The 25,141-nt window shown below is 72.1% G+C and carries 26 protein-coding genes; 20 read left to right on the forward strand and 6 right to left on the reverse strand.

Going from position 1 to position 25,141, the window contains the following annotated elements; genetic code table 11:
- Positions 1–36: 36 nt before the first annotated feature.
- The 14 genes from VFE82_RS08635 to VFE82_RS08700 all read left to right on the forward strand — a co-directional run bounded on the left by VFE82_RS08635 (position 37) and on the right by VFE82_RS08700 (position 13,906).
- Positions 37–1,512 carry a M20 family peptidase gene (locus VFE82_RS08635; protein ID WP_324999848.1) on the forward strand — a complete coding sequence of 492 codons (1,476 nt, stop codon included), beginning with the start codon at positions 37–39 and terminating at the stop codon, positions 1,510–1,512.
- A gap of 22 nt (positions 1,513–1,534) precedes the next feature.
- Positions 1,535–2,710, forward strand: coding sequence for an acetyl-CoA C-acyltransferase (locus VFE82_RS08640; RefSeq protein WP_324999849.1), 1,176 nt, complete (start codon positions 1,535–1,537; stop codon positions 2,708–2,710).
- Positions 2,711–2,816: 106 nt separating this feature from the next.
- Entirely contained in the window at positions 2,817–4,691 is a 1,875-nt protein-coding gene (locus VFE82_RS08645; protein WP_324999850.1) for an acyl-CoA dehydrogenase, read from the forward strand.
- Position 4,692: 1 nt separating this feature from the next.
- Entirely contained in the window at positions 4,693–4,941 is a 249-nt protein-coding gene (locus tag VFE82_RS08650) for a hypothetical protein (RefSeq protein WP_324999851.1), read from the forward strand.
- Positions 4,938–5,729, forward strand: coding sequence for an SDR family oxidoreductase (locus VFE82_RS08655; protein ID WP_324999852.1), 792 nt, complete (start codon positions 4,938–4,940; stop codon positions 5,727–5,729). Before VFE82_RS08650 ends, VFE82_RS08655 begins: the two co-directional genes overlap by 4 nt.
- 88 nt (positions 5,730–5,817) lie before the next feature.
- The gene (locus VFE82_RS08660) at positions 5,818–6,255 is read left to right on the forward strand and encodes a PaaI family thioesterase (RefSeq protein WP_324999853.1); all 438 of its coding nucleotides are present in this window, start codon (positions 5,818–5,820) and stop codon (positions 6,253–6,255) included.
- A gap of 10 nt (positions 6,256–6,265) precedes the next feature.
- The gene (locus VFE82_RS08665; RefSeq protein WP_324999854.1) at positions 6,266–7,282 is read left to right on the forward strand and encodes an NADP-dependent oxidoreductase; all 1,017 of its coding nucleotides are present in this window, start codon (positions 6,266–6,268) and stop codon (positions 7,280–7,282) included.
- Positions 7,283–7,286: 4 nt separating this feature from the next.
- On the forward strand, positions 7,287–8,321 hold the full coding sequence (locus VFE82_RS08670; RefSeq protein WP_324999855.1) for a fatty acid desaturase family protein: 1,035 nt from the start codon (positions 7,287–7,289) through the stop codon (positions 8,319–8,321).
- Positions 8,314–9,960, forward strand: a complete 1,647-nt coding sequence (locus tag VFE82_RS08675; protein ID WP_324999856.1) for an isovaleryl-CoA dehydrogenase — start codon at positions 8,314–8,316, stop codon at positions 9,958–9,960. The genes VFE82_RS08670 and VFE82_RS08675 overlap by 8 nt, the downstream gene beginning before the upstream one ends.
- 18 nt (positions 9,961–9,978) lie before the next feature.
- Positions 9,979–10,926, forward strand: a complete 948-nt coding sequence (locus VFE82_RS08680) for a glutathione S-transferase family protein (protein WP_324999857.1) — start codon at positions 9,979–9,981, stop codon at positions 10,924–10,926.
- A complete protein-coding gene (locus VFE82_RS08685; protein WP_324999858.1) occupies positions 10,923–11,828 on the forward strand; it encodes an SDR family oxidoreductase in 906 nt (301 codons plus the stop codon). The genes VFE82_RS08680 and VFE82_RS08685 overlap by 4 nt, the downstream gene beginning before the upstream one ends.
- Positions 11,828–12,379: a methylated-DNA--[protein]-cysteine S-methyltransferase gene (locus VFE82_RS08690; RefSeq protein ID WP_324999859.1), complete on the forward strand. Its 552-nt coding sequence runs from the start codon at positions 11,828–11,830 to the stop codon at positions 12,377–12,379. Before VFE82_RS08685 ends, VFE82_RS08690 begins: the two co-directional genes overlap by 1 nt.
- 86 nt (positions 12,380–12,465) lie before the next feature.
- Complete coding sequence (locus tag VFE82_RS08695; protein WP_324999860.1) at positions 12,466–13,671, forward strand: PLP-dependent transferase; 1,206 nt, start codon at positions 12,466–12,468, stop codon at positions 13,669–13,671.
- A gap of 49 nt (positions 13,672–13,720) precedes the next feature.
- Positions 13,721–13,906 carry a hypothetical protein gene (locus VFE82_RS08700; RefSeq protein ID WP_324999861.1) on the forward strand — a complete coding sequence of 62 codons (186 nt, stop codon included), beginning with the start codon at positions 13,721–13,723 and terminating at the stop codon, positions 13,904–13,906.
- A gap of 21 nt (positions 13,907–13,927) precedes the next feature.
- Here the strand turns inward: VFE82_RS08700 and mnmH are convergent, their stop codons facing one another.
- The gene (gene mnmH, locus VFE82_RS08705) at positions 13,928–15,004 is read right to left on the reverse strand and encodes a tRNA 2-selenouridine(34) synthase MnmH (protein ID WP_324999862.1); all 1,077 of its coding nucleotides are present in this window, start codon (positions 15,002–15,004) and stop codon (positions 13,928–13,930) included.
- Positions 15,001–15,657: an arylesterase gene (locus VFE82_RS08710; protein ID WP_414708739.1), complete on the reverse strand. Its 657-nt coding sequence runs from the start codon at positions 15,655–15,657 to the stop codon at positions 15,001–15,003. The genes mnmH and VFE82_RS08710 overlap by 4 nt, the downstream gene beginning before the upstream one ends.
- A gap of 10 nt (positions 15,658–15,667) precedes the next feature.
- Here VFE82_RS08710 and VFE82_RS08715 point away from each other — a divergent pair, with 10 nt between their 5' ends.
- The 6 genes from VFE82_RS08715 to VFE82_RS08740 all read left to right on the forward strand — a co-directional run bounded on the left by VFE82_RS08715 (position 15,668) and on the right by VFE82_RS08740 (position 19,560).
- A complete protein-coding gene (locus VFE82_RS08715) occupies positions 15,668–16,339 on the forward strand; it encodes an ABC transporter ATP-binding protein (protein WP_324999864.1) in 672 nt (223 codons plus the stop codon).
- A 22-nt stretch (positions 16,340–16,361) separates the two neighbouring features.
- On the forward strand, positions 16,362–17,096 hold the full coding sequence (gene rlmB, locus VFE82_RS08720) for a 23S rRNA (guanosine(2251)-2'-O)-methyltransferase RlmB (protein WP_324999865.1): 735 nt from the start codon (positions 16,362–16,364) through the stop codon (positions 17,094–17,096).
- 118 nt (positions 17,097–17,214) lie between these two features.
- The gene (locus VFE82_RS08725; protein WP_324999866.1) at positions 17,215–17,949 is read left to right on the forward strand and encodes an NAD-dependent protein deacylase; all 735 of its coding nucleotides are present in this window, start codon (positions 17,215–17,217) and stop codon (positions 17,947–17,949) included.
- A 23-nt stretch (positions 17,950–17,972) separates the two neighbouring features.
- The gene (locus tag VFE82_RS08730) at positions 17,973–18,323 is read left to right on the forward strand and encodes a hypothetical protein (protein ID WP_324999867.1); all 351 of its coding nucleotides are present in this window, start codon (positions 17,973–17,975) and stop codon (positions 18,321–18,323) included.
- 65 nt (positions 18,324–18,388) lie between these two features.
- Positions 18,389–18,967 carry a DinB family protein gene (locus VFE82_RS08735; RefSeq protein WP_324999868.1) on the forward strand — a complete coding sequence of 193 codons (579 nt, stop codon included), beginning with the start codon at positions 18,389–18,391 and terminating at the stop codon, positions 18,965–18,967.
- Positions 18,964–19,560: a DUF6151 family protein gene (locus VFE82_RS08740; RefSeq protein WP_324999869.1), complete on the forward strand. Its 597-nt coding sequence runs from the start codon at positions 18,964–18,966 to the stop codon at positions 19,558–19,560. The genes VFE82_RS08735 and VFE82_RS08740 overlap by 4 nt, the downstream gene beginning before the upstream one ends.
- A gap of 52 nt (positions 19,561–19,612) precedes the next feature.
- Here the strand turns inward: VFE82_RS08740 and VFE82_RS08745 are convergent, their stop codons facing one another.
- The 4 genes from VFE82_RS08745 to VFE82_RS08760 all read right to left on the reverse strand — a co-directional run bounded on the left by VFE82_RS08745 (position 19,613) and on the right by VFE82_RS08760 (position 25,141).
- Positions 19,613–20,185 (reverse strand): chromate transporter, encoded by a 573-nt coding sequence (locus VFE82_RS08745; protein ID WP_324999870.1) that lies wholly within the window; start codon positions 20,183–20,185, stop codon positions 19,613–19,615.
- Complete coding sequence (locus tag VFE82_RS08750) at positions 20,182–20,781, reverse strand: chromate transporter (RefSeq protein ID WP_324999871.1); 600 nt, start codon at positions 20,779–20,781, stop codon at positions 20,182–20,184. The genes VFE82_RS08745 and VFE82_RS08750 overlap by 4 nt, the downstream gene beginning before the upstream one ends.
- Before the next feature lie 38 nt (positions 20,782–20,819).
- Positions 20,820–21,794, reverse strand: a complete 975-nt coding sequence (locus tag VFE82_RS08755; protein ID WP_324999872.1) for a bifunctional helix-turn-helix transcriptional regulator/GNAT family N-acetyltransferase — start codon at positions 21,792–21,794, stop codon at positions 20,820–20,822.
- Positions 21,795–21,970: 176 nt separating this feature from the next.
- A complete protein-coding gene (locus VFE82_RS08760) occupies positions 21,971–25,141 on the reverse strand; it encodes a response regulator (protein ID WP_324999873.1) in 3,171 nt (1,056 codons plus the stop codon).

Below are 25,141 nucleotides of genomic sequence, written 5' to 3' on the forward strand. Positions count from 1 at the left end.
CGCCCCGCCACCCGGGCGCCGCGGCGGCCCACCACCATGCTCAAGCGCGTCGCCCTCGTCCTCCTGGCCCTGTTGCTGCTGCTCGTCGCGGCCGTGGCCGTCAACACCCTGCGCCAGGGCTCGCGCCAGCTCGAGGTGCCCCGCGCGCCCGCGCTGGCCGTCGACGAGAAGGCGGTCGCCGAGAAGCTGGCGTCGGCGGTGCGGTTCCGCACCATCGCCAGCCGCGACGATCCGGATGCGAACGCCGCCGAGTTCCGCAAGCTGCACGAGGACCTGCAGCGCCGCTTCCCGCGCGTGCACGCCACGCTCAAGCGCGAGGTGGTCGCCGGCTACAGCCTGCTGTACACGTGGCCCGGGAGCGATCCGCAGGCCAAGCCCGTCATGTTCCTGGCGCACCAGGACGTGGTGCCGATCTCGCCGGGCACCGAGGACAAGTGGGAAGTGCCGCCGTTCGCCGGCGAGGTGAAAGGCGACTACGTCTGGGGCCGCGGCGCCTGGGACGACAAGGGCAACCTGGTCGCCCAGCTCGAAGCGGTCGAGATGCTGCTGGCCTCGGGGTTCCAGCCGCGCCAGACCGTCTACCTCGGCTTCGGCCATGACGAGGAGATCGCCGGCCTGCGCGGCGCGCAGCAGATGGTCAAGCTCCTGCAGGAGCGCAACGTGCGCCTGGACTTCGTGATCGACGAAGGCCTGCTGATCACCGAAGGCATCATGCCCGGCCTGTCGCGGCCGGCCGCGCTGATCGGCATCGCCGAGAAGGGCTTCCTGTCGGTGGTGATGAAGGTGCCCGGCACCCCCGGCCACTCGTCGATGCCGCCGCCCAAGGGCTCCAGTGCCATCGGCATGATGAGTGCCGCGCTGCGGCGCCTAGACGACGAGCAGCTGCCGGCGGGCCTGCGCGGGGTCGGTCGCGAGATGTTCGAGACGATCGCGCCGGAGATGGGCGGCTTCCAGCGCGTGGCGCTGTCGAACCTGTGGCTGTTCGGCCCGATGGTGCAGGCGCAGCTGGAAAAGGGCGCCAGCACCAACGCCATGATGCGCACCACGACGGCGCTGACGATCATGAAGTCCGGCAATGCCGAGAACGTGATCCCCGGCCAGGCCGAGGCGACCGTCAACTTCCGGCTGCTGCCGGGCGACACCATCGCCGGCGTGATGGACCATGTGAAGGCCAAGTCGGGTGACCGCTTCGAGCTGATCGCGCTGCCCGGCGCCGCCGAGCCGTCGCCGGTGTCGCCCACGCAGTCGTCGTCCTACCAGCTGATCAACCGCACGGTGCGCTCGGTGTTCCCCGGCACCATCGTCGCGCCGGGCCTGATGATCGCGGCGACCGATTCGCGGCACTTCACGCCCGTCAGCGACCACATCTACCGCTTCTCGCCGGTGCGGGCCAAGCCCGAAGACCTGTCCCGCTTCCACGGCACCAACGAGCGCATCGCCACGTCCAACCTCGCCGAGCTGGTGCGCTTCTACCACCAGCTCCTGACCAACCTCAACGTCCCCGCGACCTGATTTCCCCTTCGAAAGGCTCACCATGACCAACGCTGTCATCGTCTCCACCGCCCGCACGCCCCTGACCAAGAGCTGGAAGGGCGCGTTCAACATGACGCACGGCGCCACCCTGGGCGGCCACGCGGTCAGGCACGCGGTCCAGCGCGCCGGTGTCGACCCGGCCGCGATCGAGGACGTGCTCATGGGCTGCGCCAACCCCGAGGGTGCGACCGGTGCCAACATCGCGCGCCAGATCGCCCTGATGGCGGACCTGCCGATCACCGTGGCGGGCGCCACCGTCAACCGCTTCTGCTCGTCGGGCCTGCAGACCATCGCGATGGCCGCGCAGCGCATCATCGCCGACGAGGGCGACGTGTACGTGGCCGGGGGCGTCGAGAGCATTTCCTGCGTGCAGCAGGAGATGAACCAGCACATGCTGCGCGACCTGGACCTGGACAAGAAGAAGCCCGAGATCTACTGGTCGATGCTGCAGACCGCGGAGCAGGTGGCCAAGCGCTACAACATCAGCCGCGACGCGATGGACGAATACGGCGCCGGCAGCCAGCAGAAGGCCTGCGCGGCCCAGGCCGCCGGCAAGTTCAACGACGAGATCGCCCCCATCACCGTGAAGGCCGGCGTGGCCGACCCCGTGATGGGCCTGCGCACGAAGGAAGTGACCGTCAGCGCCGACGAAGGCCTGCGCGAAGGCACGACCAAGGAAAGCATCAGCGGCATCCGTCCCGCGCTGCCCGGCGGCGTGATCTCGGCCGGCAATGCCAGCCAGTTCTCCGACGGCGCCGGCGCCTGCGTCCTGGTGAGCGAGGACTACGCGGGCAGGAACAACCTCAAGCCGATGGGGCGCTTCCTCGGCTTCGCGGTGGCCGGCTGCGAGCCCGACGAGATGGGCATCGGCCCGGTGTTCGCCGTGCCGAAGGTGCTCAAGAAGCTGGGCCTGAAGGTCAGCGACATCGACCTGTGGGAGCTGAACGAAGCCTTCGCGGTCCAGGTCCTGTACTGCCGCGACAAGCTGGGCATCCCGGCCGACCGCCTGAACGTCAACGGCGGCGCCATCGCGGTGGGCCACCCGTACGGGGTGTCGGGGCAGCGCCTGACCGGCCACGCGCTGATCGAAGGCAAGCGCCGCGGCGCCAAGCGCGTCGTGGTCACCATGTGCATCGGCGGCGGCATGGGCGCGGCCGGCGTGTTCGAAGTCCTCTGATCCTCAACCCGTCGCGGTGGGCGCGGCCCGCCGCCGGGCCGGCCCCGCACTCGGCGGCGTCCGGCCCGGGGCCGGGGCAGCCCGGCCCGACCTGACCGGCCCCCGCATGTCCTCCCTCCGCGCCACCCTCGACTTCCTGCTCTACGACTGGCTCCGGGCCGAGTCGCTGCAGGAGCGTTCCCGCTTTTCCGACCACTCGCGCGAGACCTTCGACGCGGTGCTCGACACCTGCGAGCGCATCGCCCGCGAGAAGTACGCGCCGTTCAACCGGCTGGTCGACACCGAGGAGCCGCGCGCCGTCGACGACGGGCAGGGCGGCCTGCGCGTGGTGCTGCCGCAGGCGACCCACGACGCGCACCGCGCGTACGTCGAATCCGGCATGGTGAGCGCCGCGCAGGATTACGAGGAAGGCGGCATGCAGCTGCCCTACACGATCGAGGCGGCGGCCAATGGCTTCTTCGCGGTGGCCTCGGTGAGCATCGGCTCGAGCCTGCTGACCAAGGGCAACGCCAACCTGCTGATGGTGCACGGCACCGAGATGCAGAAGCAGGTGTTCGCACGCAACGAGTTCGCCGGGCGCTTCACCGGGACCATGTGCCTGTCGGAACCGCAGGCCGGCTCCTCGCTGTCGGACATCACCACGCGCGCCGTCCCCGACGGCGAGGGGTTCGAGGCCGACCCCCTCGGCCCCCGCTACCGGCTCAAGGGCAACAAGATGTGGATCTCCGCCGGCGAGAACGAGCTGGCCGAGAACATCATCCACCTGGTACTGGCCAAGATCCCCGGCCCCGACGGCAAGCTGATCCCGGGCACGCGCGGCATCTCGCTGTTCATCGTGCCGAAGAAGCTGGTGGGCCCCGACGGCCAGCTCACCGGGGAGCGCAACGACGTCGCGCTCGCCGGCCTGAACCACAAGCTCGGCTGGCGCGGCACCACCAACACGCTGCTCAATTTCGGCGAAGGCAAGTACCCCGTGCGTGCCGGCCAGGGCGGCGGGCTCGACGGCCGCGGCGCCGGCGCCATCGGCTACCTGGTGGGGAAGCCGCACGAGGGCCTGCGCTGCATGTTCCACATGATGAACGAGGCCCGCATCGGCATCGGCATGGCCGCCACCGCACTCGGCCTGGCCGGCTACTACGCCTCGCTCGACTACGCCAGGAACCGGCCGCAGGGCCGGCCCGTGGGGCCCGCGGGCAAGGATCCCGCGCAACCGCAGATCCGCATCATCGAGCACGCCGACGTCAAGCGCATGCTGCTGGCGCAGAAGTCGTACGGGGAGGGCGCGCTCGCGCTCATGCTGTATTGCGCCCGTCTGGTCGACGAGCAGCACACGGGCACGCCCGAGGCGGCCGACGAGGCGCGGCTGCTCCTGGAGGTGCTCACGCCCATCGCCAAGAGCTGGCCCAGCGAGTTCTGCCTGGAAGCGAACTCGCTGGCAATCCAGATCCATGGCGGCTACGGCTACACGCGCGACTTCCCGGTGGAGCAGTACTGGCGCGACAACCGCCTGAACATGATCCACGAGGGCACCCACGGCATCCAGGCCGCCGACCTGCTCGGACGCAAGGTCGTGATGGAAGGCGGCAAGGGCCTGCAGCTGGTCGCTGGCCGTATCAATCGCACCATCGAGGCCGCGATGCAGCGGCCCGACCTGGCCGCGCACGCGAACGCGCTGGCCCAGGCGCTGCAGCAGGTCGGGGCCGCCACCAAGGCCGCCTGGGCCAGCGCAGACCCGGCCGCCGCGCTGGCGAACGCCGTGCCGTACATGCAGGCCTTCGGCCACGCGGTGATCGCCTGGATCTGGCTCGACGTGCTGCTCACCGTGCCGGCCGACGCAGCGTCCCGCAGCTTCGCGCAGGTCGGGCGGGTGCAGTCGGCCCGCTACTTCTTCCACTACGAACTGCCGCGCATCGGTGCCTGGCTGCGGGTGGTGGAGACGCGCGACCCGACCTGCGCCGACATGCCCGAGGAGGCGTTCTGACATGGCCTCCGCACGCGCACTGGCCTGGGTCGAACGCCTGGTCTGGATCCTCATCTACGGGGGCCTGTTCGGCGTGGTCCTGGGCATCGCCACCGGTGGGGCCCACCTGGTGGCCGGCTGGTCGCTCGGCGTGCTGGGCGGCATCGCCGTGGCCGCCGGGCTGGTGCTGATCTGGGTGCGCTCGCGGCTGCGGGAGACGACCCCCCCCGGCGCACAATCGACCGACAACTCCAACCGAGGAACGACATGACCCGCACCATCCAGCAACTGTTCGACCTCAAGGGCAAGACGGCCCTGGTCACCGGCGGCTCGCGCGGCCTGGGCCTGCAGCTGGCGCACGCGCTGGGCGAGGCCGGCGCGAAGATCATGCTGACGTCGCGCAAGGCGTCCGACCTGGAGGAGGCCGCGGCCGACCTGCAGGCGGCGGGCATCGATGCGCGCTGGATCGCCGCCGATGCTTCGCGCGAGGAGGAGATCCGCCGCATGGCCGACGAAACCCTGGAGCGCATGGGCGACGTCCACATCCTGGTGAACAACGCGGGTGCCGCCTGGGGCGCTCCGGCCGAGGACCATCCCGTCGAGGCCTGGGACAAGCTGATGAACCTGAACGTGCGCGGCTATTTCATCCTGAGCCAGCACATCGCCAAGAAGAGCATGATCCCGCGCCGCAATGGCCGCATCATCAACATCGCGTCGATCGCCGGCCTGGGCGGCAATCCGCCCGAGATGCAGACCCTGGCGTACAACACGTCCAAGGGCGCCGTCATCAACTTCACCCGCGCGCTCGGCTGCGAATGGGGGCGCCACAACATCACCGTCAACGCGATCTGCCCGGGATTCTTCCCGAGCAAGATGACCAAGGGCACGCTGGAGCGCCTGGGCGAGGACAAGCTGGCCGCCCATGCGCCGCTGGGCCGCCTGGGCGACGACGAGGACCTCAAGGGCACTGCGGTCCTGTTCGCCTCCGACGCCGGCAAGCACATCACCGGCCAGTGGCTGGCGGTCGACGGCGGCACCAGCGTCATCACGGGCGGCTGACCGCCGACCGAGTGACCGGCTGACATGGCCCGCCTGCGCGTCCCTTCTTCTCCTGTGCCGGCACCCGTGCGGGCCGGCCTTTCGCACCATGGATGAAACCACCTTCGGCGTCCGCATCCCCTTCGTCGAGCACCTCGGGTTCCAGCTCGAGAAGATGGAGGATGGCGAGTCGCGCCTGGCCTTCGAGGCCCGACCCGAGCACCTGAACTCCTTCAACGTCACGCACGGCGGCGCCGTGATGACGCTCATGGACGTGACCATGGCGGTGGCCGCGCGCAGCGTCGACCGCGAGATGGGGGTCGTGACCATCGAGATGAAGACCAGCTTCATGCAGCCGGCGCGCGGCCGGCTGAGTGGCGTCGGCCGGCTGATGCACCGCACCGCCACGATGGCATTCACCGAGGCCACCATCTTCGACGAGGCGGGGCGCGCCTGTGCCCACGCCACCGGCACCTTCAAGTACGTCAAGCGCCTGCCGATCGGGCCCAAGAGCACCAACGGCCTGAACCCCATCTCCACCGACTGAGGAATCCGCCATGCCCCAGAACCGCCAGATCGTCCTCGACAGCCGCCCCACGGCCGAGGCCAGCACCGCCAACTTCAAGCTGGTGACCGCCGGCACGCCCGCGCTGCAGGACGGCCAGGTGCTGGTGCGGCACCACTACCTCTCGCTCGACCCCTACATGCGCGGGCGCATGAACGAAGGCAAGAGCTACGCCCAGCCGCAGCCGCTCGGTCAGGTGATGATCGGCGCCACCGTGGGCGAGGTCGTCGAGAGCCGGCATCCCAAGTACGCGGCCGGGGACCAGGTGACGGGCATGGGCGGCTGGCAGGAGTACAGCGTGGTGGATGCCGGCCAGCCCGGCGCCCTGCGCAAGGTCGACACCACGCACGTGCCGCTGTCGCACTACCTCGGCGCCGTCGGCATGCCGGGCGTGACCGCCTGGTACGGCCTGGTCAAGCTGATCGAGCCCAAGGCGGGGCAGACCGTCGTGGTCAGCGCCGCCAGCGGTGCGGTCGGCAGCGCGGTCGGCGTGCTCGCCAAGGTGCGCGGCGCGCGCGCGGTCGGCATCGCCGGCGGCCCCGACAAGTGCCGCTACGTGACCGACGAGCTCGGGTTCGACGCCTGCATCGACTACAAGCAGCACAAGGACGCGCAGTCGCTGTCCAAGGCGCTGAAGGAAGCCTGCCCCGACGGCATCGACGGCCATTTCGAGAACGTCGGCGGCATGGTCCTGGACGCGGTGATGCTGCGCGCCAACGCGTTCTCGCGCATCGCGATGTGCGGGATGATCGCCGGCTACGACGGCCAGCCGATCCCGATGGCCCATCCCCAGCTGATCCTCACCAACCGCATGCGGATCGAGGGATTCATCGTCAGCGAGCACATGGAGGTGTGGCCGGACGCGCTCAAGGAGCTGGGCACCCTGGTCGGCACCGGCAAGCTGCGGCCGCGCGAATCGGTGGCGCAAGGCCTGGAGGCGGCGCCCGAGGCGTTCCTCGGCATGCTCAAGGGCCGCAACTTCGGCAAGCAGCTGGTCAAGCTGGTCTGACGCCATGCAAGCGCGCCCGGGCGAGGAGTTCCGCGAGGACTTGCGCAGCCCCGGCGCGCGCACCGCGCAGGCGCGGCGCCTGCTCACGGCGCAGGAGCTCGCGCCGCTGACGCAGCTGTCCACGTCGCGCGCCTTGCTGGCCGTCGGCCTGACCCTGGCGTGGATCGGCGCGGCCGTCACGCTGGCCGTGCTCACCTGGCCCCGGCCGTGGGTGGCGCTGTCGGTGCTGGTGATCGGCATCGCCCAGCACGGGTTGTTCATCCTGGCGCACGAGGCTGCGCACTACCGGCTGCTGCCCAACCGCACCGCCAATGACCTGCTCGGCCGCCTGATCGGCATGGCCGGCGGCGTGTCGATGTGCACCTACCGGGTCACGCACCGCCTGCACCACAACAACCTCTACACGAGCGAGGACCCCGACACCGCCATCCATGGCGGCTACCCGCGGGGACGGCGCTATCTGGTGGACAAGCTGGCGCGCGACATCCTGGGCCTGAACGCCTGGAAGACCTTCGCCTACTTCTTCGGCGCGCCCGCGATCAACGCCGACACCCGGCGGGGCATCCGGCCGCTGGACGACACCTCGCCGGCGCTGCGCGCGGCGGCGCGGCGCGACCGGCTCTGGGTCGCCGGCTTCCACCTGGCGGCACCCGTTGCCGCTTTCACGCTGGGCGGCGGTCGCGCACTCGCGATGTACGCGGTGCTCTGGATGCTGCCGCTGGTGACGGTGCTCCAGCCCATCCTGCGCCTGCGCGCCATCCTCGAGCATGGGGCGGTGTCCGATCTGGGGTCGCCGCTGACCGCCGCCCGCACCAACCGGACCTGGGGCCGTCCGCTCAACTGGCTGGCCCGTCTCGTCCTGTTCCCGCACCACGTCAACTACCACCTCGAGCACCACCTGTATCCGGCCGTGCCGCACTACCACCTGCCGCGGCTGCACCGGCTGCTGCTGGACAAGGGCGCGCTGGGCGGCGCCGAAGTGCGGGACGTCCCGGACACCTGGCGCCTGGTCCACGCTCCCCGGAGGTCCCGTGCCTGAACTCGCCACCCACGACGTCTTCAACCAGCCCGAGCCGCTGGTCGGCTACGACCTGTTCGTCGGCAACGCGGGCCTGCGCGACGCGTTGCGCTTCAACGCTCCGGACCTCGACACGGCCCCGCTGGCCGCGCTGGGCCGCCAGCTGGGCACCGCCGAGATGCAGGCCCACGCGCGGCTGGCCAACGTGCACGGGCCGCAGCTGCGCTCGCACGACCGCTTCGGCCGGCGGGTCGACCAGGTGGAATTCCATCCCAGCTACCACGCCCTGATGGCGGCCGCGGTCGCCGCGGGCTTGCACGGCACGCCTTGGGCCGGCGGCTCCGCGTCGCCTCACGTGCTGCGCGCGGCGGGGTTCATGCTGTTCACCGAGCTCGAGCCATCGATCCTGTGCCCGATCTCGATGACCTACGCGGTCACGCCGGCGCTGCGCAGCAACGCGGCGGTGTTCGCCGACTGGGCCCCGGGCCTCACGAGCCGCGCCTACGACCCCGGGCTGAAGCCCTGGCACCGCAAGGCGGGCCTGACGATGGGCATGGGCATGACGGAAAAGCAGGGCGGCTCCGACGTGCGCGCCAACACGACCCGGGCCGAGCCTGCCGGCGACGACGCCTGGGGCCGCCGCATGCAGGTGACGGGACACAAGTGGTTCTTCTCCGCCCCGATGTGCGACGCCTTCCTGGTGCTCGCGCAGACCGGCTCGGGCCTGTCGTGCCTGTTCCTGCCGCGCGTGCTGCCGGACGGCTCGCTCAACGCCATCCGGATCCAGCGCCTGAAGGACAAGCTCGGCAACAAGGCCAACGCCAGCTCCGAGGTGGAGTTCCATGGCGCCACCGCCTGGCTGGTGGGCGAGGAGGGACGCGGCGTGCCGCAGATCCTCGAGATGGGCACGATGACGCGGCTCGACTGCGCCCTGGGCACCAGCGGCCTGATGCGGCAGGCCCTGGCGCTCGCGCTGGACCACACCCGCCAGCGGCAGGCCTTCGGCAAGCCGCTGGCGGCCCAGCCGCTGATGCGCAACGTGCTGGCCGACCTGGCGCTGGAGAGCGAGGCGGCCACGGCGCTCGCGCTGCGCCTGGCCCGTGCCTTCGACCGCCGCGGCGATGCGCACGAGGCGGCGATGGCCCGCCTGCTCACGCCGGTGGCCAAGTTCTGGATCTGCAAGCGCGGCAGCCACTTCGCCCAGGAGGCGATGGAATGCCTGGGCGGCAACGGCTACGTGGAGGAGGGCGGCGAAGGCGTGATGGCCCGCATCTACCGCGAGATGCCGCTCAACTCCATCTGGGAAGGCGCCGGCAACATCATGGCGCTGGACCTGCTGCGCGCCCTGCGCAAGGCCGACGCCGCTGCCGCGCTCGCGCAGGAGCTGGCACCCGCGCGGGGCGCGCACCCCGCACTGGACCGCCTGGCGGCCGCGCTGCCGATGCGCGTCGAGGAGATGGCCTCCGAGACCGAGGCACGCCGGCTGGCGCAGGACGTCGCGCTGGCGGTGCAGGCGTCGCTCCTGGTGCAGACAGCCCCGCCCGCCGTGGCCGGCGCCTTCTGCGCGTCGCGCATCGCCGGCCACTGGGGCCAGGCCCTCGGCACCCTCGGCGGCGGCACCGACTTCGACGCCATCCTCTCCCGCGCGATGCCGCGCTGAACCTGCAACTTCCCCCGCATGACCGATCTGATCCTCCACCACTACCCGGAGTCGCCCTTCTCGGAGAAGGTGCGCCTCATCCTCGGCCACAAGCAGCTGGCCTGGCGCTCGGTGCACGTGCCCGCCATCCAGCCCAAGCCCGACGTCGTGGCGCTCACGGGCGGCTATCGCCGCACGCCGTTCCTGCAGGTCGGCGCCGACATCTACTGCGACACCGCGCTGGTCTGCGACGTGCTCGAGCACGTGCAGCCGGAGCCCGCGCTGTACCCGCCGCACATCCGCGGGGTGGCCCGGATCTTCGCGCAGTGGGCCGACACCACGCTGTTCTGGGCGGCCATGTCGTACAACATCCAGCCCAAGTCGGCGGCGGCGATGTTTCCGGATGCGGCGGTGGCCCAGGCGTTCATGAACGACCGCAAGGCCATGCGCGCCAACATGACGCAGCTGCGCCCGGCCGACGCCACCTCGGCCTACCGCTCGTACCTGCGCCGGATCGCGCACATGGCCGACGAGCACGACTTCCTGTTCGGCGCCGAGCCGTGCGTGGCCGACTTCGCCGCCTACCACCCGCTCTGGTACACGCGCCACCGCGCGTCGTCGATGGCCGGCATCCTGCAGCCCACGCCGTCGCTGCTGGAATGGATGGACCGCATGGCGGCGCTCGGCCATGGGCGCGCCGAGAAGCTGTCGCCCGGGGACGCGATCACGGTGGCGCAGAACGCCGAACCCATGCCGCCGGGCCAGAACCTGCTGGTGGACAGCGCGTTCCAGGACGACCACGGCATCCCGCTCGGGTCCGAGGTGACCATCGCCGCGGAATCCTTCGGACCGGAGGCCACCGTGGGCGAGCTGGTCGCCGCCACCCGCACCCACTACAGCCTGCGCCGCACCGACCCCCGGGCCGGCACGGTGCACGTCCATTTCCCACGCATCGGCTACGTGCTGAGAAAGGCAGACCCCGCATGATTTCCGACTTCAAGGGCAAGACCGCCGTCCTGACCGGCGCCGGCTCCGGCTTCGGCCTCGAGTGCGCGCGCATCGGCGCGCGACTGGGCATGAACCTGGTGCTGGTCGACGTGCAGCAGGATGCGCTGGACAAGGCCGCCGCCGAGCTGCAGCAGGCCGGTGCGCAGGTGCTCGCGCGTCGCGTGGACGTGTCGCGCGCCGACGAGATGGAGGCGCTGGCGCAGGCGGTGGCCGGGCGCTTCGGCGCGCCGCACTTCGTCTTCAACAACGCCGGGGTCGGCGCGGGCGGGCTGCTCTGGGAGAACACCGTCGCCGACTGGGACTGGGTGCTGGGCGTGAACCTCTGGGGCGTGATCCACGGCGTGCGGCTGTTCACGCCGATGATGCTCGCGGCTGCCAGGCAGGATCCCGCCTGGCAGGGCCACATCGTCAACACGGCCAGCATGGCCGGCCTGCTGACGCCGCCCAACATGGGCATCTACAACGTCAGCAAGCATGCGGTGGTGAGCCTGACCGAGACGCTCTACCAGGACCTGCGCCTGGTCACCGACCAGATCGGGGCCAGCGTGCTGTGCCCGTACTTCGTGCCCACCGGCATCAGCCAGAGCCAGCGCAACCGCCCCGGCGAGCTGGCCGCCGCCAAGCCCACCCGCAGCCAGCTGATCGGCCAGGCGATGAGCGACAAGGCGGTGAGCTCCGGCAAGGTCACGGCGGCGGAGGTCGCGCAGAAGGTGTTCGACGCGATGGCCGCCGACCAGTTCTACGTGTTCAGCCATCCCAAGGCGCTGGGCAACGTGCGCAGCCGCATGGAGGCCATCGTCGACGTGCGCAACCCGCCCGATCCCTTCCTGGAGCGCCCCGAGGTCGGCGTCCACCTGCGCCAGGCGCTGCGCGAGGCGTGATGGCCGTCGCGGCAGGGTGCTGCCTGTTCGACACGGCCGTGGGCCGGTGCGGCATCGCCTGGACCCCCGCGGGAGCCATCCAGGCGGTGCAGCTGCCCGAAGCCGACGAGGCAGGCACGCTGGTGCGGCTGCAGCGGCGCTGTGGCGCGCAAGCCGTGTCGGTGCCGCCGCCGCCGGTGCGCGACGTCATCGCCCGGCTGCAGTCGGCGCTGGCGGGCCGGCACGATGCGCTGCTCGACGTGCCGATCGACTGGGTCGGCGTGGCGCCGTTCGCGCGCCGCGTGTACGAGGCCGCGCGGGCCATCGCGCCGGGGCAGGTGAGGACCTACGGCGAGCTCGCGCGCGCGCTGGGCGAACCGGGCGCGGCCAGGGCCGTCGGCCAGGCGCTCGGGCACAACCCGTTCGCGCCGCTGGTGCCGTGCCACCGGATCCTGGCGGCCCGTGGCGCGGCGGGCGGCTTCTCGGCCGAGGGCGGCACCCGCACCAAGCTGCGGCTGCTGGAGATCGAGGGCGCCGCGCTCGGCGGCCCGGATCCCGGCCTGTTCGACTGAGCGAGCTCGGGAATGGGTGTCGCGGCGCCGATCGCCGCCGCGTGCTGCGCCGTCTGGTGCACGGAAGCAGCCGCTACCATCCCCGCATGACCACGCCGGCCACCGACCTGATCCACCATCCCTACGTTCCGCCCGCCGGCTTCGCCGCGCCGCAGCCCGGCGTCCACAGAGCCTCGACGGTCATCTTCCCCGACGTGGCCGCGCTGCGCTCGCGCGACTGGAAGCACAAGAACGGCTACACCTACGGCCTGCACGGCACGCCGACCACCTTCCAGCTCGAGGAGCGCATCGCGACCCTGGAAGGCGGGCGGCACTGCCTGCTGGTGCCCAGCGGCCTGGCTGCGATCGCCAACGTCAACCTGTCGCTGCTGGCCGCGGGCGACGAGGTGCTGCTGCCGGAGAACGTCTACGGGCCGTCGCGGGCGCTGGCCGAGGGCGAACTGGCCCAGTGGGGCATCACGCACCAGCGCTACGACCCCATGGATCCGGCCGACCTGGAGCGGCGCCTGGGCCCCAAGACCCGGCTGGTCTGGCTGGAGGCGCCTGGTTCGGTGACGATGGAATTCCCGCCGCTCGCGCACCTGGCGCACCTCTGCCGGCAGCGCGGCGTCACCACGGCGCTGGACAACACCTGGTCGGCCGGCCTGGCCTTCAACGGTTTCGACCTCGGGCACGGCGACCGCTCCACGCCCGGCAGCGGCGCGGACATCGTCATCCAGGCCCTCACCAAGTACCCCAGCGGCGGCGGCGACGTGCTGATGGGCAGCATCGTAACGCGCGACGATGCGCTGCACACGCGCCTGAAACTCACCCACATGCGGCTGGGCTGGGGGGTGGGCGGCAACGATGCCGAACTGGTGCTGCGCTCGCTGCCCAGCACCCCGCTGAGATACCGGGCGCACGACGAGAGCGCCCGGCTGCTGGCACGCTGGCTGCAGACGCGGCCGGAGATCGCGCAGGTGCTGCATCCGGCCCTGGAGGGCGCGCCGGGCCACGAGCACTGGCGTGCCCTGTGCGGCCCGGACGGTCTGGCCGCCGGCCTGTTCTCCGTGGTCTTCCACGAGCGCTTCGCGCCGGCCAGGGTCGACGCGTTCTGCGACGCGCTGCGCCTGTTCAAGCTGGGCTATTCGTGGGGCGGGCCGGTGAGCCTGGTGGTGCCCTACGACATCGCGTCGATGCGGCGGCCGGGCACCTGGCCGCACGCCGGCGTGCTGGTGCGCCTGTCCATCGGCCTGGAGGAGGCGCCGGCGCTGCAGGACGACCTGGCCCAGGCTCTGCAGGTCCTGGGCTGACGGCGTTTTCGCTTACAGTGGGGCATCACCCAAACGAACGGATCGCGCTGTGGCCACACCCAATTACGGATACGAGAAGCGCCAGAAGGAGCTGGCCAAGAAGCGCAAGAAGGAAGACAAGCTCAAGGCCAAGGCCGACCGCAAGGCCGGCGTCGGGTCGGCCGGCGACGACGAGCAGGCGCCGGCCGACGGCGTGGAACCGCAGGAGCCTTCCGAGCCGCCCGCGCAGCCCTGAGCGGCTCCCGCTGTCCTTCGTCTACCGGCCCGCGCCGCGGCCTTCGGCGCCGAGGATCTCGCGGGCCAGCCGGCGCATCGACGCCGCGCTGCCGTCCGGCAGCGACCAGGCCGGCGCCGTCCCGAACTGCCCGAAGTTGCGCTGGATCGACGCCGCATAGCCCGGGTCGTAGTGCGTGACCAGCAGCTCGCGCACCACGGTGTCCATCTGCCCCTCACGCGCCAGCTGCTGCCAGCGCTCCACGACCGCGCGGCCGCGCAGTTGCGTCAGCGCGGCCAGCCTCTGGCAGAACAGTTCGGCGTCGCGCACGAAGAAGGCGTAGTCCTCCATCAGCAGCGCCACCCGCGCGTCCTCGGGCAGCTCCAGCCGCAGGCAGGGGCTGGCGCGCATCGCGGTGATCAGCGCCTCGGGCACCGCGACATTGCCGACCTTGCGGCTCTCGGCCTCGACGAACACCGGCCGGGCCGGGTCGAAGCCGCGCAAGGCCTGCCAGACCGCCGTGTCGAACGCCTTCTGGCTGGGCTGCGGCTCACCCGGGATCAGGCCCAGCACCGAGCTGCGGTGGTGCGCCAGGCCTTCCAGGTCCAGCACCTGCGCGCCTTCGGCCGTGAGCGCGTGCAGCAGGCGGGTCTTGCCCGAGCCGGTGGGGCCGCACACGACCCGGTACGACAGCCCGCCCGCCAGCGCCGGCAGGTCGGCCAGCACGGCCGAGCGGAAGGCCTTGTAGCCGCCTTCCACCAGCGTCACCCGGAAGCCGATCTGGTCGAGCACCAGCGAGAGCGAGCCGCTGCGCTTGCCGCCGCGCCAGCAGTACACCAGCGGCTTCCAGTCCTTGGGCTTGTCGAGCACCTCGCGCTCGATGTGCCGCGCCACGTTGGCGGCGACCAGCGCCGCGCCGCGCTTGCGCGCCTCGAACGGGCTGACCTGCTTGTACAGCGTGCCGACCAGGGCGCGTTCCTCGTTGTTCAGGGACGGCCAGTTCAGCGCGCCGGGCAGGTGGTCCTCGGCGTATTCGGCCTCGCTGCGCGCGTCGATGACGGCGCTGTACTCGGACAGCCGGGCCGCGGCCTCCGTGGCCGCGAGGGTCTGCACCGTCAAGGCCGCGTCCCCGCGCCGGCGGCCAGCAGCTTGCGCAGCTCGGGCCACACGTTGGCCAGCAGTTGCGACTGGGCCTGTTCCGTGGGATGGATGCGGTCTGGCTGGAACAGCCGCTCGGCGTCCGGCACGTCGGCCACGCCCTTGAGCAGGAACGGCACCACCGCGGCCTGGTGGCGCTGCGCCACCTGCTCGTAGAGCGCGGCGAACCGGGCGCCGTAGTCGGCGCCGTAATTCGGCGGCAGCTGGATGCCCACCAGCAGCACGCGGGCGCCGGCCTTCTGCGCCGTCTGCGTCATCTGCGAGAGGTTCTCCTGCGTCATCGCCAGCGGCAGTCCGCGCAGCGCATCGTTGCCGCCGAGCTCGATGACCACGTGCGTCGGCTGGTGCTGCGAGAGGAGGGCGGGCAGCCGGGATCGCCCGCCGGACGTGGTGTCGCCGCTGATGCTGGCGTTGACCACCTTCACCTCGAGCTTCTCGGCCGCCAGCCGGCGTTCGAGCAGCGCCACCCACCCGCTGCCGCGGCGCAGGCCATACTCGGCGCTCAGCGAGTCGCCCACCACCAGCAGCCTGGCGGGACCGGCCGCCGTGGCCCGGCCTGCGAAAGGCAGGGCCAAGCCCGCCGCGATAAAGTGCCTGCGCCCGATCTCTGCCATTCCACTGCCCATGCCGGATCCCATCATTGCCGTCGAGCATGTCCACAAATCGGTCACCGACTCGACCGGCACTCTCGACATTCTCCGTGATATCGATTTCTCCCTGGCAGCGCGGGAGACCGCCGCCATCGTCGGTGCCTCGGGTTCCGGCAAGAGCACGCTGCTGTCGATCGTCGCGGGCCTGGACACGCCGACCCGGGGCACCGTGCGCCTGGCGGGCGAGGACCTGTTCGCGCTCGACGAGGACGACCGCGCGGCGTTGCGTGCCCGCAAGGTCGGCTTCGTGTTCCAGAGCTTCCAGCTGATGGGCAACCTGAGCGCGCTGGAGAACGTGATGCTGCCGCTGGAGCTGGCCGGCCGCCGCGACGCGCGCAAGGCGGCCGCCGCGATGCTCGAGCGGGTCGGCCTGGGCGGGCGGCTGGGGCACTACCCGAAGGTGCTGTCGGGCGGCGAGCAGCAGCGGGTGGCGCTGGCGCGCGCCTTCGTCGTCGAGCCGGCCGTGCTGCTGGCCGACGAGCCGACCGGCAGCCTCGACTTCGCCACCGGCGAGACCGTGATGAACCTGATGTTCGAGCTCAATCGCGAGCGCGGCACGACGCTGGTGCTGGTGACGCACGACCGCGGCATCGCGGCGCGCTGCGAGCGGCGCATCACGATCGAAGCCGGCCGGCTGGTCGCCTGAGCCGCGCCGGATAATCGGCGGCATGTCGTCCGCCAAAGTCCTGTTCGGGTTCCACGCCGTCGGCGTGCGCCTGAAGACCGCACCGCAATCGGTGATCGAGGTCTACTACGAGCCCACCCGCAAGGATGCGCGCATGCGCCAGTTCCTGGATCGCGCGCGCGAAGCGGGTGTGCGCCTGATCGAAGCCGATCCGCTGCGGATCGCCAAGCTGGCGGGCAGCGCCGGCCACCAGGGCGTGGCCGCCCGGGTGGAGCCGCTGCCGTCGGCGAAGTCGCTGGACGACCTGCTCGACGCGGTCGAGGGCCCGCCGCTGCTGCTGGTGCTGGACGGGGTGACCGATCCGCACAACCTGGGCGCCTGCCTGCGGGTGGCCGATGGCGCCGGCGCACACGCGGTGATCGCGCCGAAGGACCACGCCGTCGGCCTGAACGCCACCGTGGCCAAGGTGGCCAGCGGCGCCGCCGAGACGGTCCCGTATTTCATGGTCACCAACCTGGCGCGCACGCTGGGCGAGCTCAAGGAACGCAACATCTGGTGCATCGGCACGAGCGACGACGCGCCGCGCACGCTCTACCAGGCCGACCTGAAGGCGCCGGTGGCCCTGGTGCTGGGCGCCGAGGGCCCGGGCATGCGCCAGCTCACCCGCAAGACCTGCGACGAGCTGGTCTCGATCCCCATGCGCGGGGCGGTCGAGAGCCTGAACGTGTCGGTGGCCAGCGGCATCTGCCTGTACGAGGCCCTGCGGCAACGGTCATGAGGCACGCGCGCCGCCCGCCCCGGACCGATCGCCTGCACCGCACCGTGCTGCGACCCTGGTTCGTGCGACCGGGGCCCGGCGCCGCCCGCGGCCGGGTGGCCTCGGCGGAGGCGCACCGGTGACGCCCGGGGTGGTCCGCGACTGGGTGCGCGAGGCCGGGCGCATCGCGGTCCTGACCGGTGCCGGCATGAGCGCCGAATCGGGCGTGCCGACTTTCCGCGACGCCCAGACCGGCCTGTGGTCACGCTTCCGCCCCGAGGACCTCGCCACCGAGCAGGCCTTCCGGGCCGACCCGGCCATGGTCTGGGACTGGTACGCGATGCGGCGCAACATGGTGGCCCAGGTGTCGCCGAACGCCGGCCACCTGGCGCTGGCGCGCTTCCAGCAGCGGCATCCCGGCCGGCTCACGCTCATCACGCAGAACGTCGACGGGCTGCACCAGCGCGCCGGCAGTCCCGGCGTGCTGGCCGTGCACGGCACCCTGCAGGAAGACCGTTGGCTGGACGCCCCCCGGGCCTGCTGCCAGGCACGGACCCCGGTGCCCGGGCACCCACCGCGCTGCGCGACCTGCGGCAACCTGCGGCGTCCGGCGGTGGTGTGGTTCGGCGAGATGCTGCCGGCCGACGTCCTCGCGGCGGCCGAGGCCGCCGCCGGCGCCTGCGACCTGATGCTGGTCGTGGGCACGAGTGGCGTCGTCTATCCGGCAGCGGGCCTGGCCCGCACGGCGGCGGCGCGCGCGCGGATGGTGGTGCTCAATCCCGACCCGAGTGATCTCGACGACGAGGCCGACACGGTGCTGCGCGGCACCGCCGCGACGCTGCTGCCCGAACTGCTCCAGGAGGACATGGCATGAGAACATCGCATGAGGAACATGGCATGCGGAAGATCGCGAGGCCGGCGGTCGCCGTCACCGTCGCGCTGGCGCTGCTCGTCGGCGCGTGCACCCAGGAGCAGCAGAACAAGCTGGGCCGCGACATCCAGAACTGGACCGGCACCAACGGCGTGCTCGAGGTCTATGCCGGCGACAAGGTCGTGCGGCGCTTCCTGCGGGTCGACAAGCTGTCGACGGCGCTGGGCACCGAGGACCGCGCCCAGGCCCGCGCCTACCGGTTCGGCTACGGCGTTCTCGACGAGAACCTGAACTTCGTCGTGGACCCGGGCGAGAAGAAGGTGTACTTCGAGGTGGGCGACCATGCAAACTACGTGTTCTTCGAGAGCCCGCGCTGACGGCGCAAGCAGGCGCTGGCGGTCCGGTGCGGCAGCGCCGGCCTGAGGATCACCTGGAGGCCCCGATGGACGCGTCGCACCCGATCCACATGCTCCTGCGGTACACCGCGTGGGCGAACGCCCGGCTGTACGACGCGCTCGCGCGGCTTCCGGAAGAAGGCCTGCACGCGCCCCGGCCGGGCCGGCCGGCCGGCGTCATCGGCGTGCTCGGCCACATCCACGTGGTCGGCCGGATCTGGAAGGGGCATCTGTCCGGCCAGCCGCACGGCCTGCGCAGTCGCACACCCGAGCAGGTGGCGTCGCTCGCGCAGCTGCGGTCCTGGCAGGCCGAGCAGGACCAGTGGTACCTCGGCGAGGCCGGCCGGCTGTCGGCGGCGCAGCTGGCGCAGGTTGTCGAGTTCCGGTTCGTGGACGGCGGCGCCGGGGCGATGCGGCGCGACGCCATGCTGCTGCACGTGGCCAACCACGCCACGTACCACCGCGGCTACGTGGCCGACATGCTGTACGAAACCGGGTTCCGGCCGCCCACCATGGACCTGCCGGTGTTCGTCCGTGACGTCGAGCCGCCCGCCGCTGCCGCTGCCGAGGCGGCTGGGGCGGCGGACTCGCTCTCGGGGCCGGTCGGCGGTACGCTCGCGCCATGAACCACGCACTGCGCTGCCGCTGCGGCACCCTCCAGGGCCACGTCGCCACCCCGGGCATGGCGGGCCGCGCGCTCTGCTACTGCAAGGACTGCCAGGCCTTCGCCCGGTTCCTGGGGCGCCAGGGCGACGTCCTCGATCCGCACGGTGGCACCGAGATCATCCCGCTGCTGCCGGAACACGTGCGGATCACGGCGGGCGCCGACCAGCTGGCCTGCATGTCGCTGGGCCCGCGCGGCTTGCTGCGCTGGTACGCGGCCTGCTGCCGCACGCCGATCGGCAACACGACGCGCGACATCCGCATGGCCTATGTCGGGGTGATCCGGGCCTGCCTGCCGGGCGACGAGGCCGGCCTGGCCCGTTCGTTCGGCCCGCTGCGGATCCGGCTGAACACGGCGTCGGCGCTGGGCCAGGTGCCGCCCACCCGGCTGGCCACCGGTGTCGCGCTGGTGCGGATCATGCGCGCCGTGCTGGCGGCCAGGCTGCGCGGGCGCTACCGCGACACGCCGTTCTTCGATCCGGCCACCGGCACGCCGGTGAGGGCGCCCCAGGTCCTGGGGCTGGCCGAGCGCCAGGCGCTCGAGCGGGCGGCCTGACCGCGCCGCGGTCGCCGGGCCGCCTGTGATCGGCCATCGCCGGCAGGACCGGTCACACCAGCCCGAACCACCCCAGCAGCGCGCCCGCGCCCAGCAGCCAGAGCAGGTGGATGCGCGTGCGCCAGACCACGAGCGCGGTCACCGCCGTCACGAGCCACAGGCGCCATTGCGACGCGTCGGGGTGGGTGCCGGCGGCGAGCACCCAGCCGGTGGCGACCAGCAGTGCGATCACGATCGGCGCCATGCCCTGCTTGAACGCCCGCACGCCGCGCAGGTCGCGGTTGCGATGGCCCCATTGCGCGGCGAGGTAGGTCAGGGTGGTGCTGGGCAGCAGGATGCCCAGCATCGCCAGCAGCAGGCCGAGCACGGCCGTCGGCAGCCCGCCGGCGTTCAGCCCGACGTTCCATCCCAGCAGCGCCACGAACAGCACATTGGGCCCGGGAGCGGCCTGGGCGATGGCGACGGAGGCGCTGAACTGCGGATCGGTCAGCCACAGCTTTTCCTCGACCAGGTAGCGGTGCATGTCGGGCGCGGTGGTGATCGCCCCGCCCACCGACAGCAGCGACAGCAGCAGGTAATGCACCAGCAGGGACAGCCAGTCGGCACTGGTCATCACCGTGTTCATCGCGCCGGCTCCAGCTTGCGCCAGGTCAGCCAGCACGACAGGCCGCCCAGGCCCAGCAGGATCCAGGCGAGCGGCCAGCGCAGCACCGCGATGCCGACGAAGCTGGCCGCGCCCAGCGCAAGGCACGCCGGCACGCCCAGCGGATGCCTGCCCAGCGCACCCAGCAGCTTCAGCCCCGTGGCCGTGATCAGGCCGGCAGCCACCGCGCCCATGCCGCGCAGGGCGCTCGCCAGGTGCGGGTTGTCGGCGAAGCGGGCGTACAGCAGCGCCAGGGCCAGCACCACCACCAGGGGTGCGGTCAGCATGCCCGCCAGGGCCGCCAGGGCACCGCGCAGGCCGAAATAGCGGCTGCCGATCATCAGCGCGAGGTTCACCACGTTGGGCCCCGGCATGATCTGGGCAACGGCCCACTCCTCGACGAATTCCTCGCGCGTCATCCAGCGCTTGCGCTCGACCAGCTCGCGCTGCACGACGGCGAGCACGCCGCCAAAACCCTGCAGCGCCAGCCAGGTGAACGAGAAGAAGAGGTCGGCCAGCGATTCCGGCTGCGGCCGGCGCGTGCCGGCGCCGGTGGGCGCCGCGGGTGGGGAGGTCATGGCCCCGGATTATCCCGTCGCGGCTGCGGGCACCCGGGTCAGCGCAGGCGCAGTTCCCAGGTCTCGCCCACCAGCTGGCGGCCGTAGGCCTGCATCGGTTCGCTCTGGACCAGGAGGAAGCCGCGCGCGGCGTAGATCGCCCGGGCCGCGTCCAGCTGGCCGTTGGTCCACAGCACCATGCGGCGGTAGCCCTTGTCCCGTGCGAAGGCGATGCACTCGTCGACCAGCCGCCCGCCCAGCCCGAGGCCGCGGGCATGCGCCGACAGGATCAGCAGGCGCAGCTGCGCCACCGTGGCGGACTTGCGCATGACGAACACCGAGCCCACGCGCTCGCCGTCCAGCTCGGCGATCCAGCCCTTTTCCCAGGCCGGGTCGAACCGGCGCAGGAAGCCCGCCGCGACCTCGGCCACCAGCGCCTCGAATTCGGCGGTGTAGCCGTGCTCGCGCGCGTAGATCTCGCCGTGCTGCTGCACCACCCAGCCCAGGTCGCCCGGCCGCGGGTCGCGCAGGATCACGGTGCGGGCCGTTGCCGCGCCGCGGTCGCCCAGCAGCTGCTGGAGCGTGTCCATCGCACCGATCGCGCGCTCGCGGTGGTGCGGCGCCAGCGGGGCGAGCAGGGCCTCGGCTTCCCGATGCGACCGCTCCTGCAGCGGCGCGAAGGCCTGGTGGCCGGTGTCGGTCAGCCGCAGCAGGCTCTGGCGCGCATCGGCCGGCGAGGTGGACCGCTCCAGCCAGCCGCGCGCTTCGAAGCGCCGCAGGATCCGGCTGAGGTAGCCGGTGTCCAGGCCCAGCTCGCGCGCGAGCTCCCCGGCCGTGGGCTGGTCGCGGTGCGCCAGTTCATAGAGCACCCGCACCTCGGCCAGCGACAGCTCGCCTCCCAGGTAGGGCGCGAGCACGCCGATGCGGCGCGTGTAGAAGCGGTTGAACCCGCGCACCGCCCGCACGTGGGTGGCGGGAACGGCCGCAGCAGGGGTCGGCGCGGCGACGGGGGGCGCGGCGGGAACGGTCGGCATCAGACGAGTGTCAGCCAATTCGCTGCTTCCGTCAACAGTCTGGCCGTTGGCCCCATCCGCATCCGGGCACGTCAACGGGGCGACCCCGGTTTTCTCCGGCATCGCGGGCGACCGCGGCATTCCCATCGCCCGGGTACCCGGGTCCGGCGGACCGCGCCGGCGCAGCGGCGTCCGGCTCAGGCCTGCGCGCTGGCGGCGGCGAACGCGTCCAGCGCCGCCTGGGCGGCGGCGAGCCAGCCTCCGGGATCCGGCAGTGCCGAGAGCCCGCCGGCCTCGGCCTGGCCGCACAGCGCCGCCAGCCGGGCGGCGCCGATGGTGCCGCTCGATCCCTTCAGCTTGTGGGCGAGCACCTTCAGCCCGGCTTCGTCGCCCGCCGCCGCCGCGGCGGCCAGCTCGTGCAACCCGGTTCTGGTGCGGTCCAGGAAGATGCCGCGGGCGCGGGCGAAGAGCTGGCGGTCGCCGAGGAAGCGCTCGACCAGCGTCGAGGCATCGAAGTCGGGGGCGGGCGGCTGCGCCGGCGGCGCGGGCTCCGCCGGCGCGGGGCCGCCACCCAGCCATCTGTGCAGCTTCTCCGCCAGCAGCCGCGGCTCGATCGGCTTGGTGAGGTAGTCGTCCATGCCCGCCTGCAGGCAGCGTTCGCGGTCGCCCGTCATGGCGTGGGCGGTCAGCGCCAGCACCGGCATCCGCAGCCCGCGCCGCCGCATCTCGGCCGTGGCCTGCAGGCCGTCCATCTCGGGCATCTGGCAGTCCATCAGCACCAGGTCGAACCGTTCGCGCTCGGTGGCGGCCAGCGCCTCCAACCCGTGGACGGCGGTCGTGACCCGTGCATAGCCCAGCGTCGCCAGCAGACCCTGGGCCACCAGCCGGTTCACCTCGTTGTCCTCGACCAGCAGGATCGACGCTTCCGTGCGCACGGCCGGCTGGCCGGGGTCCGACTCGGCGGCCGCGCCGATCGGCTCCACCGGCCGCAGGGGCACCTGGAGCGTGAAGGTGGACCCCGCCCCGGGCCTGCTGGCCAGCTGCACGTCCCCGCCCATCAGGCGGGCCAGCTCGCGCGAGATCGCCAGGCCCAGCCCGGTGCCCTGGAAGCGGCGGCGACTGGAGGCGTCGGCCTGGGTGAAGCGCGTGAACAGGCGGGCCTGGTCGCCCGGGGCGATGCCGATCCCGGTGTCCGACACGGAAAACTCCAGCCGGCGGTCCTCGCCGTCGCCGCCCACCCGCAGGTGCAGGGAGAAGCCGCCGGCGGCGGTGAACTTCCAGGCGTTGCCCAGCAGGTTCAGCAGGATCTGGCGCAGGCGCCCGGCATCGAGCAGCACGCATGCCGGCACCGCCGGATCGACCGACAGACGGAAGGCGATGTCCTTTTCGGCCGCCCGCACCGTGAACACGTCGGCGATCTCGCCCGCGAGCGCGTGCAGGTCGGTTGGCGACTCCGCCAGCGTCACCTTGCCGGCTTCGATCTTGGAGAAATCGAGGATGTTGTCGACCAGTCCCAGCAGCGACTTGGCGCAGCTGTCGATCATCGTCACGTAGCCGCTCTCGCGCTCGGGCAGGCGGGCGTCGCTGAGCAGCTGGGTCAGGCCGATCACGCCATTGATCGGGGTGCGGATCTCGTGGCTCATGGTGGCCAGGAACTCGCCCTTGGCCCGGCTGGCCTCGTCGGCCGCATGCAGCGCGGCCTGCAGCGCGGCATCGGCCAGGCGGCGCGCCGTGATGTTCTTGCAGGTTCCCACCACCTTGCGCACGCGGCCGTCGGGGCCACGCTCGGAGACCTGGCCTTCGGTGAGCAGCCAGATCTCCTGGCCGTCCACCGTGCGCATGCGGTGCTCCAGCGACAGCCTGGCCGTCTCGCCGCGCAGCAGGGCGCGCCGCGCCTGCTGCAGCCGGGCCCTGTCCTCGGGCGGCAGGTGGTCCAGGATGTTGCTGCGCCGCGCCGGTTCGGGCAGCTGCAGGCCCAGCAGCTCCTCCCACTGGCCGGCCAGGAACAGCGCATCCTGCGCCGCGTCGTACTCCCACAGCCCGAGGCCGGACGCATCGAGCGCGAGCTGCAGGCGCTGGCGGCTCACCTGCAGGTCGCGCGTTGCGTCGCGCGCGGCGGTCACGTCGTTGAGGGTGGTGACGATCAGGCCGCCGGGCGTGCGCGCCGAACGGTTCTCCACGCAGCGGCCGTCCAGCAGGGTGCGCTCGGCGCCGCGCGGTCCGGCCAGGCACAGCTGGATGCGGCGCTCGACGAGCTCGTGGACGTCGCCCGGGCCGTACTCGCCACGCGCTGCCAGGTAGCTGGCGATCGTGCGGAAGCTGGCGCCCGGATCGTCGAACAGGTGGGCCGGCAGGGCGAGCATCTCGCGCAGCGTCGAATTGCTCAGCACGTGCGCCAGGTCCGGGCCGAACACCGCCACCCCGGCCGGCAGGTGTTCGATGACGGCCTCCAGCACCTGGTTCTTGCGTTCGAGCTCGCGCTGCAGCTGTTCGGCCTCGGTCGCGTCGACCAGCGCACCCACGTAGCCGGGCGAGCCATCGGGCAGCACGATCGGGCTGGTGCGAAAGCGCAGCCAGCGCAACGGCCGGCCCGCCACGGCGCGCAGCCGGAACACGCCGCCGCAGGGCTCGCGCCGCGCCGCGGCATCGCGCCAGGCGGCCTGCACGGTGGCCAGGTCGTCGGGATGCAGGATGTCGGCCCAGCCCCGCCCGGCGAGATCGGCGAGCGACGGCAGCTCCAGCAGCTCCAGCCATTGCCGGTTGCAATCCACCAGATCGCCCGAGCCGTTGGCCCAGCACAGGCCCACCGGCGAGAACCCCGCGAGCAGCTCCCAGGCGGACAGCTGCCGCTGCTGATGGACGGTGCGGTCGTGTTCGCGTTCGCGCAGCAGGATGACCTCGACGCAGCTCGCAGCCAGGTCATCGAGCTGCCTGCGCTGCAGCGGGCCGAGGCGACCCGGCTCGTGGCTCATCACGCACAGCGTGCCGATCGGCTCGCCTCCGGGCATGACCAGCGGCACCGCGGAATACCGCAGCAGCGGCTGCGCGCCGCGCAAGGCCGGATGGGCCGCGGCCCGCGGGTCCAGCCGGGCATCCTCGATCTCGAACAGGCCGTCGGCTTCGATCGCGAGCGAGCACAGCGAGTCGCGCCGCCGCAGCTCCAGGCCATGGGGGACGCCGAAGCCGGACTTGCACCACACGCGCTCGTGGTCGACCAGGCACAGCGCGGCGATCGGGCACCCGGTGACCGACGCCGCCAGCCGCGTGAGCCCGTCGAACACGGGTTCGGCGGGGGTGTCCAGCAGGTGCAGCCGCGTCAGGCGGTCCAGGCGGGCGGCCTCGGCCAGCGGCAGGTCGGTGCAGTCCAT

Origin of the sequence: Ramlibacter sp. (assembly GCF_035655895.1) — a bacterium.
Taxonomy (GTDB): Bacteria; Pseudomonadota; Gammaproteobacteria; order Burkholderiales; family Burkholderiaceae_C; genus Ramlibacter.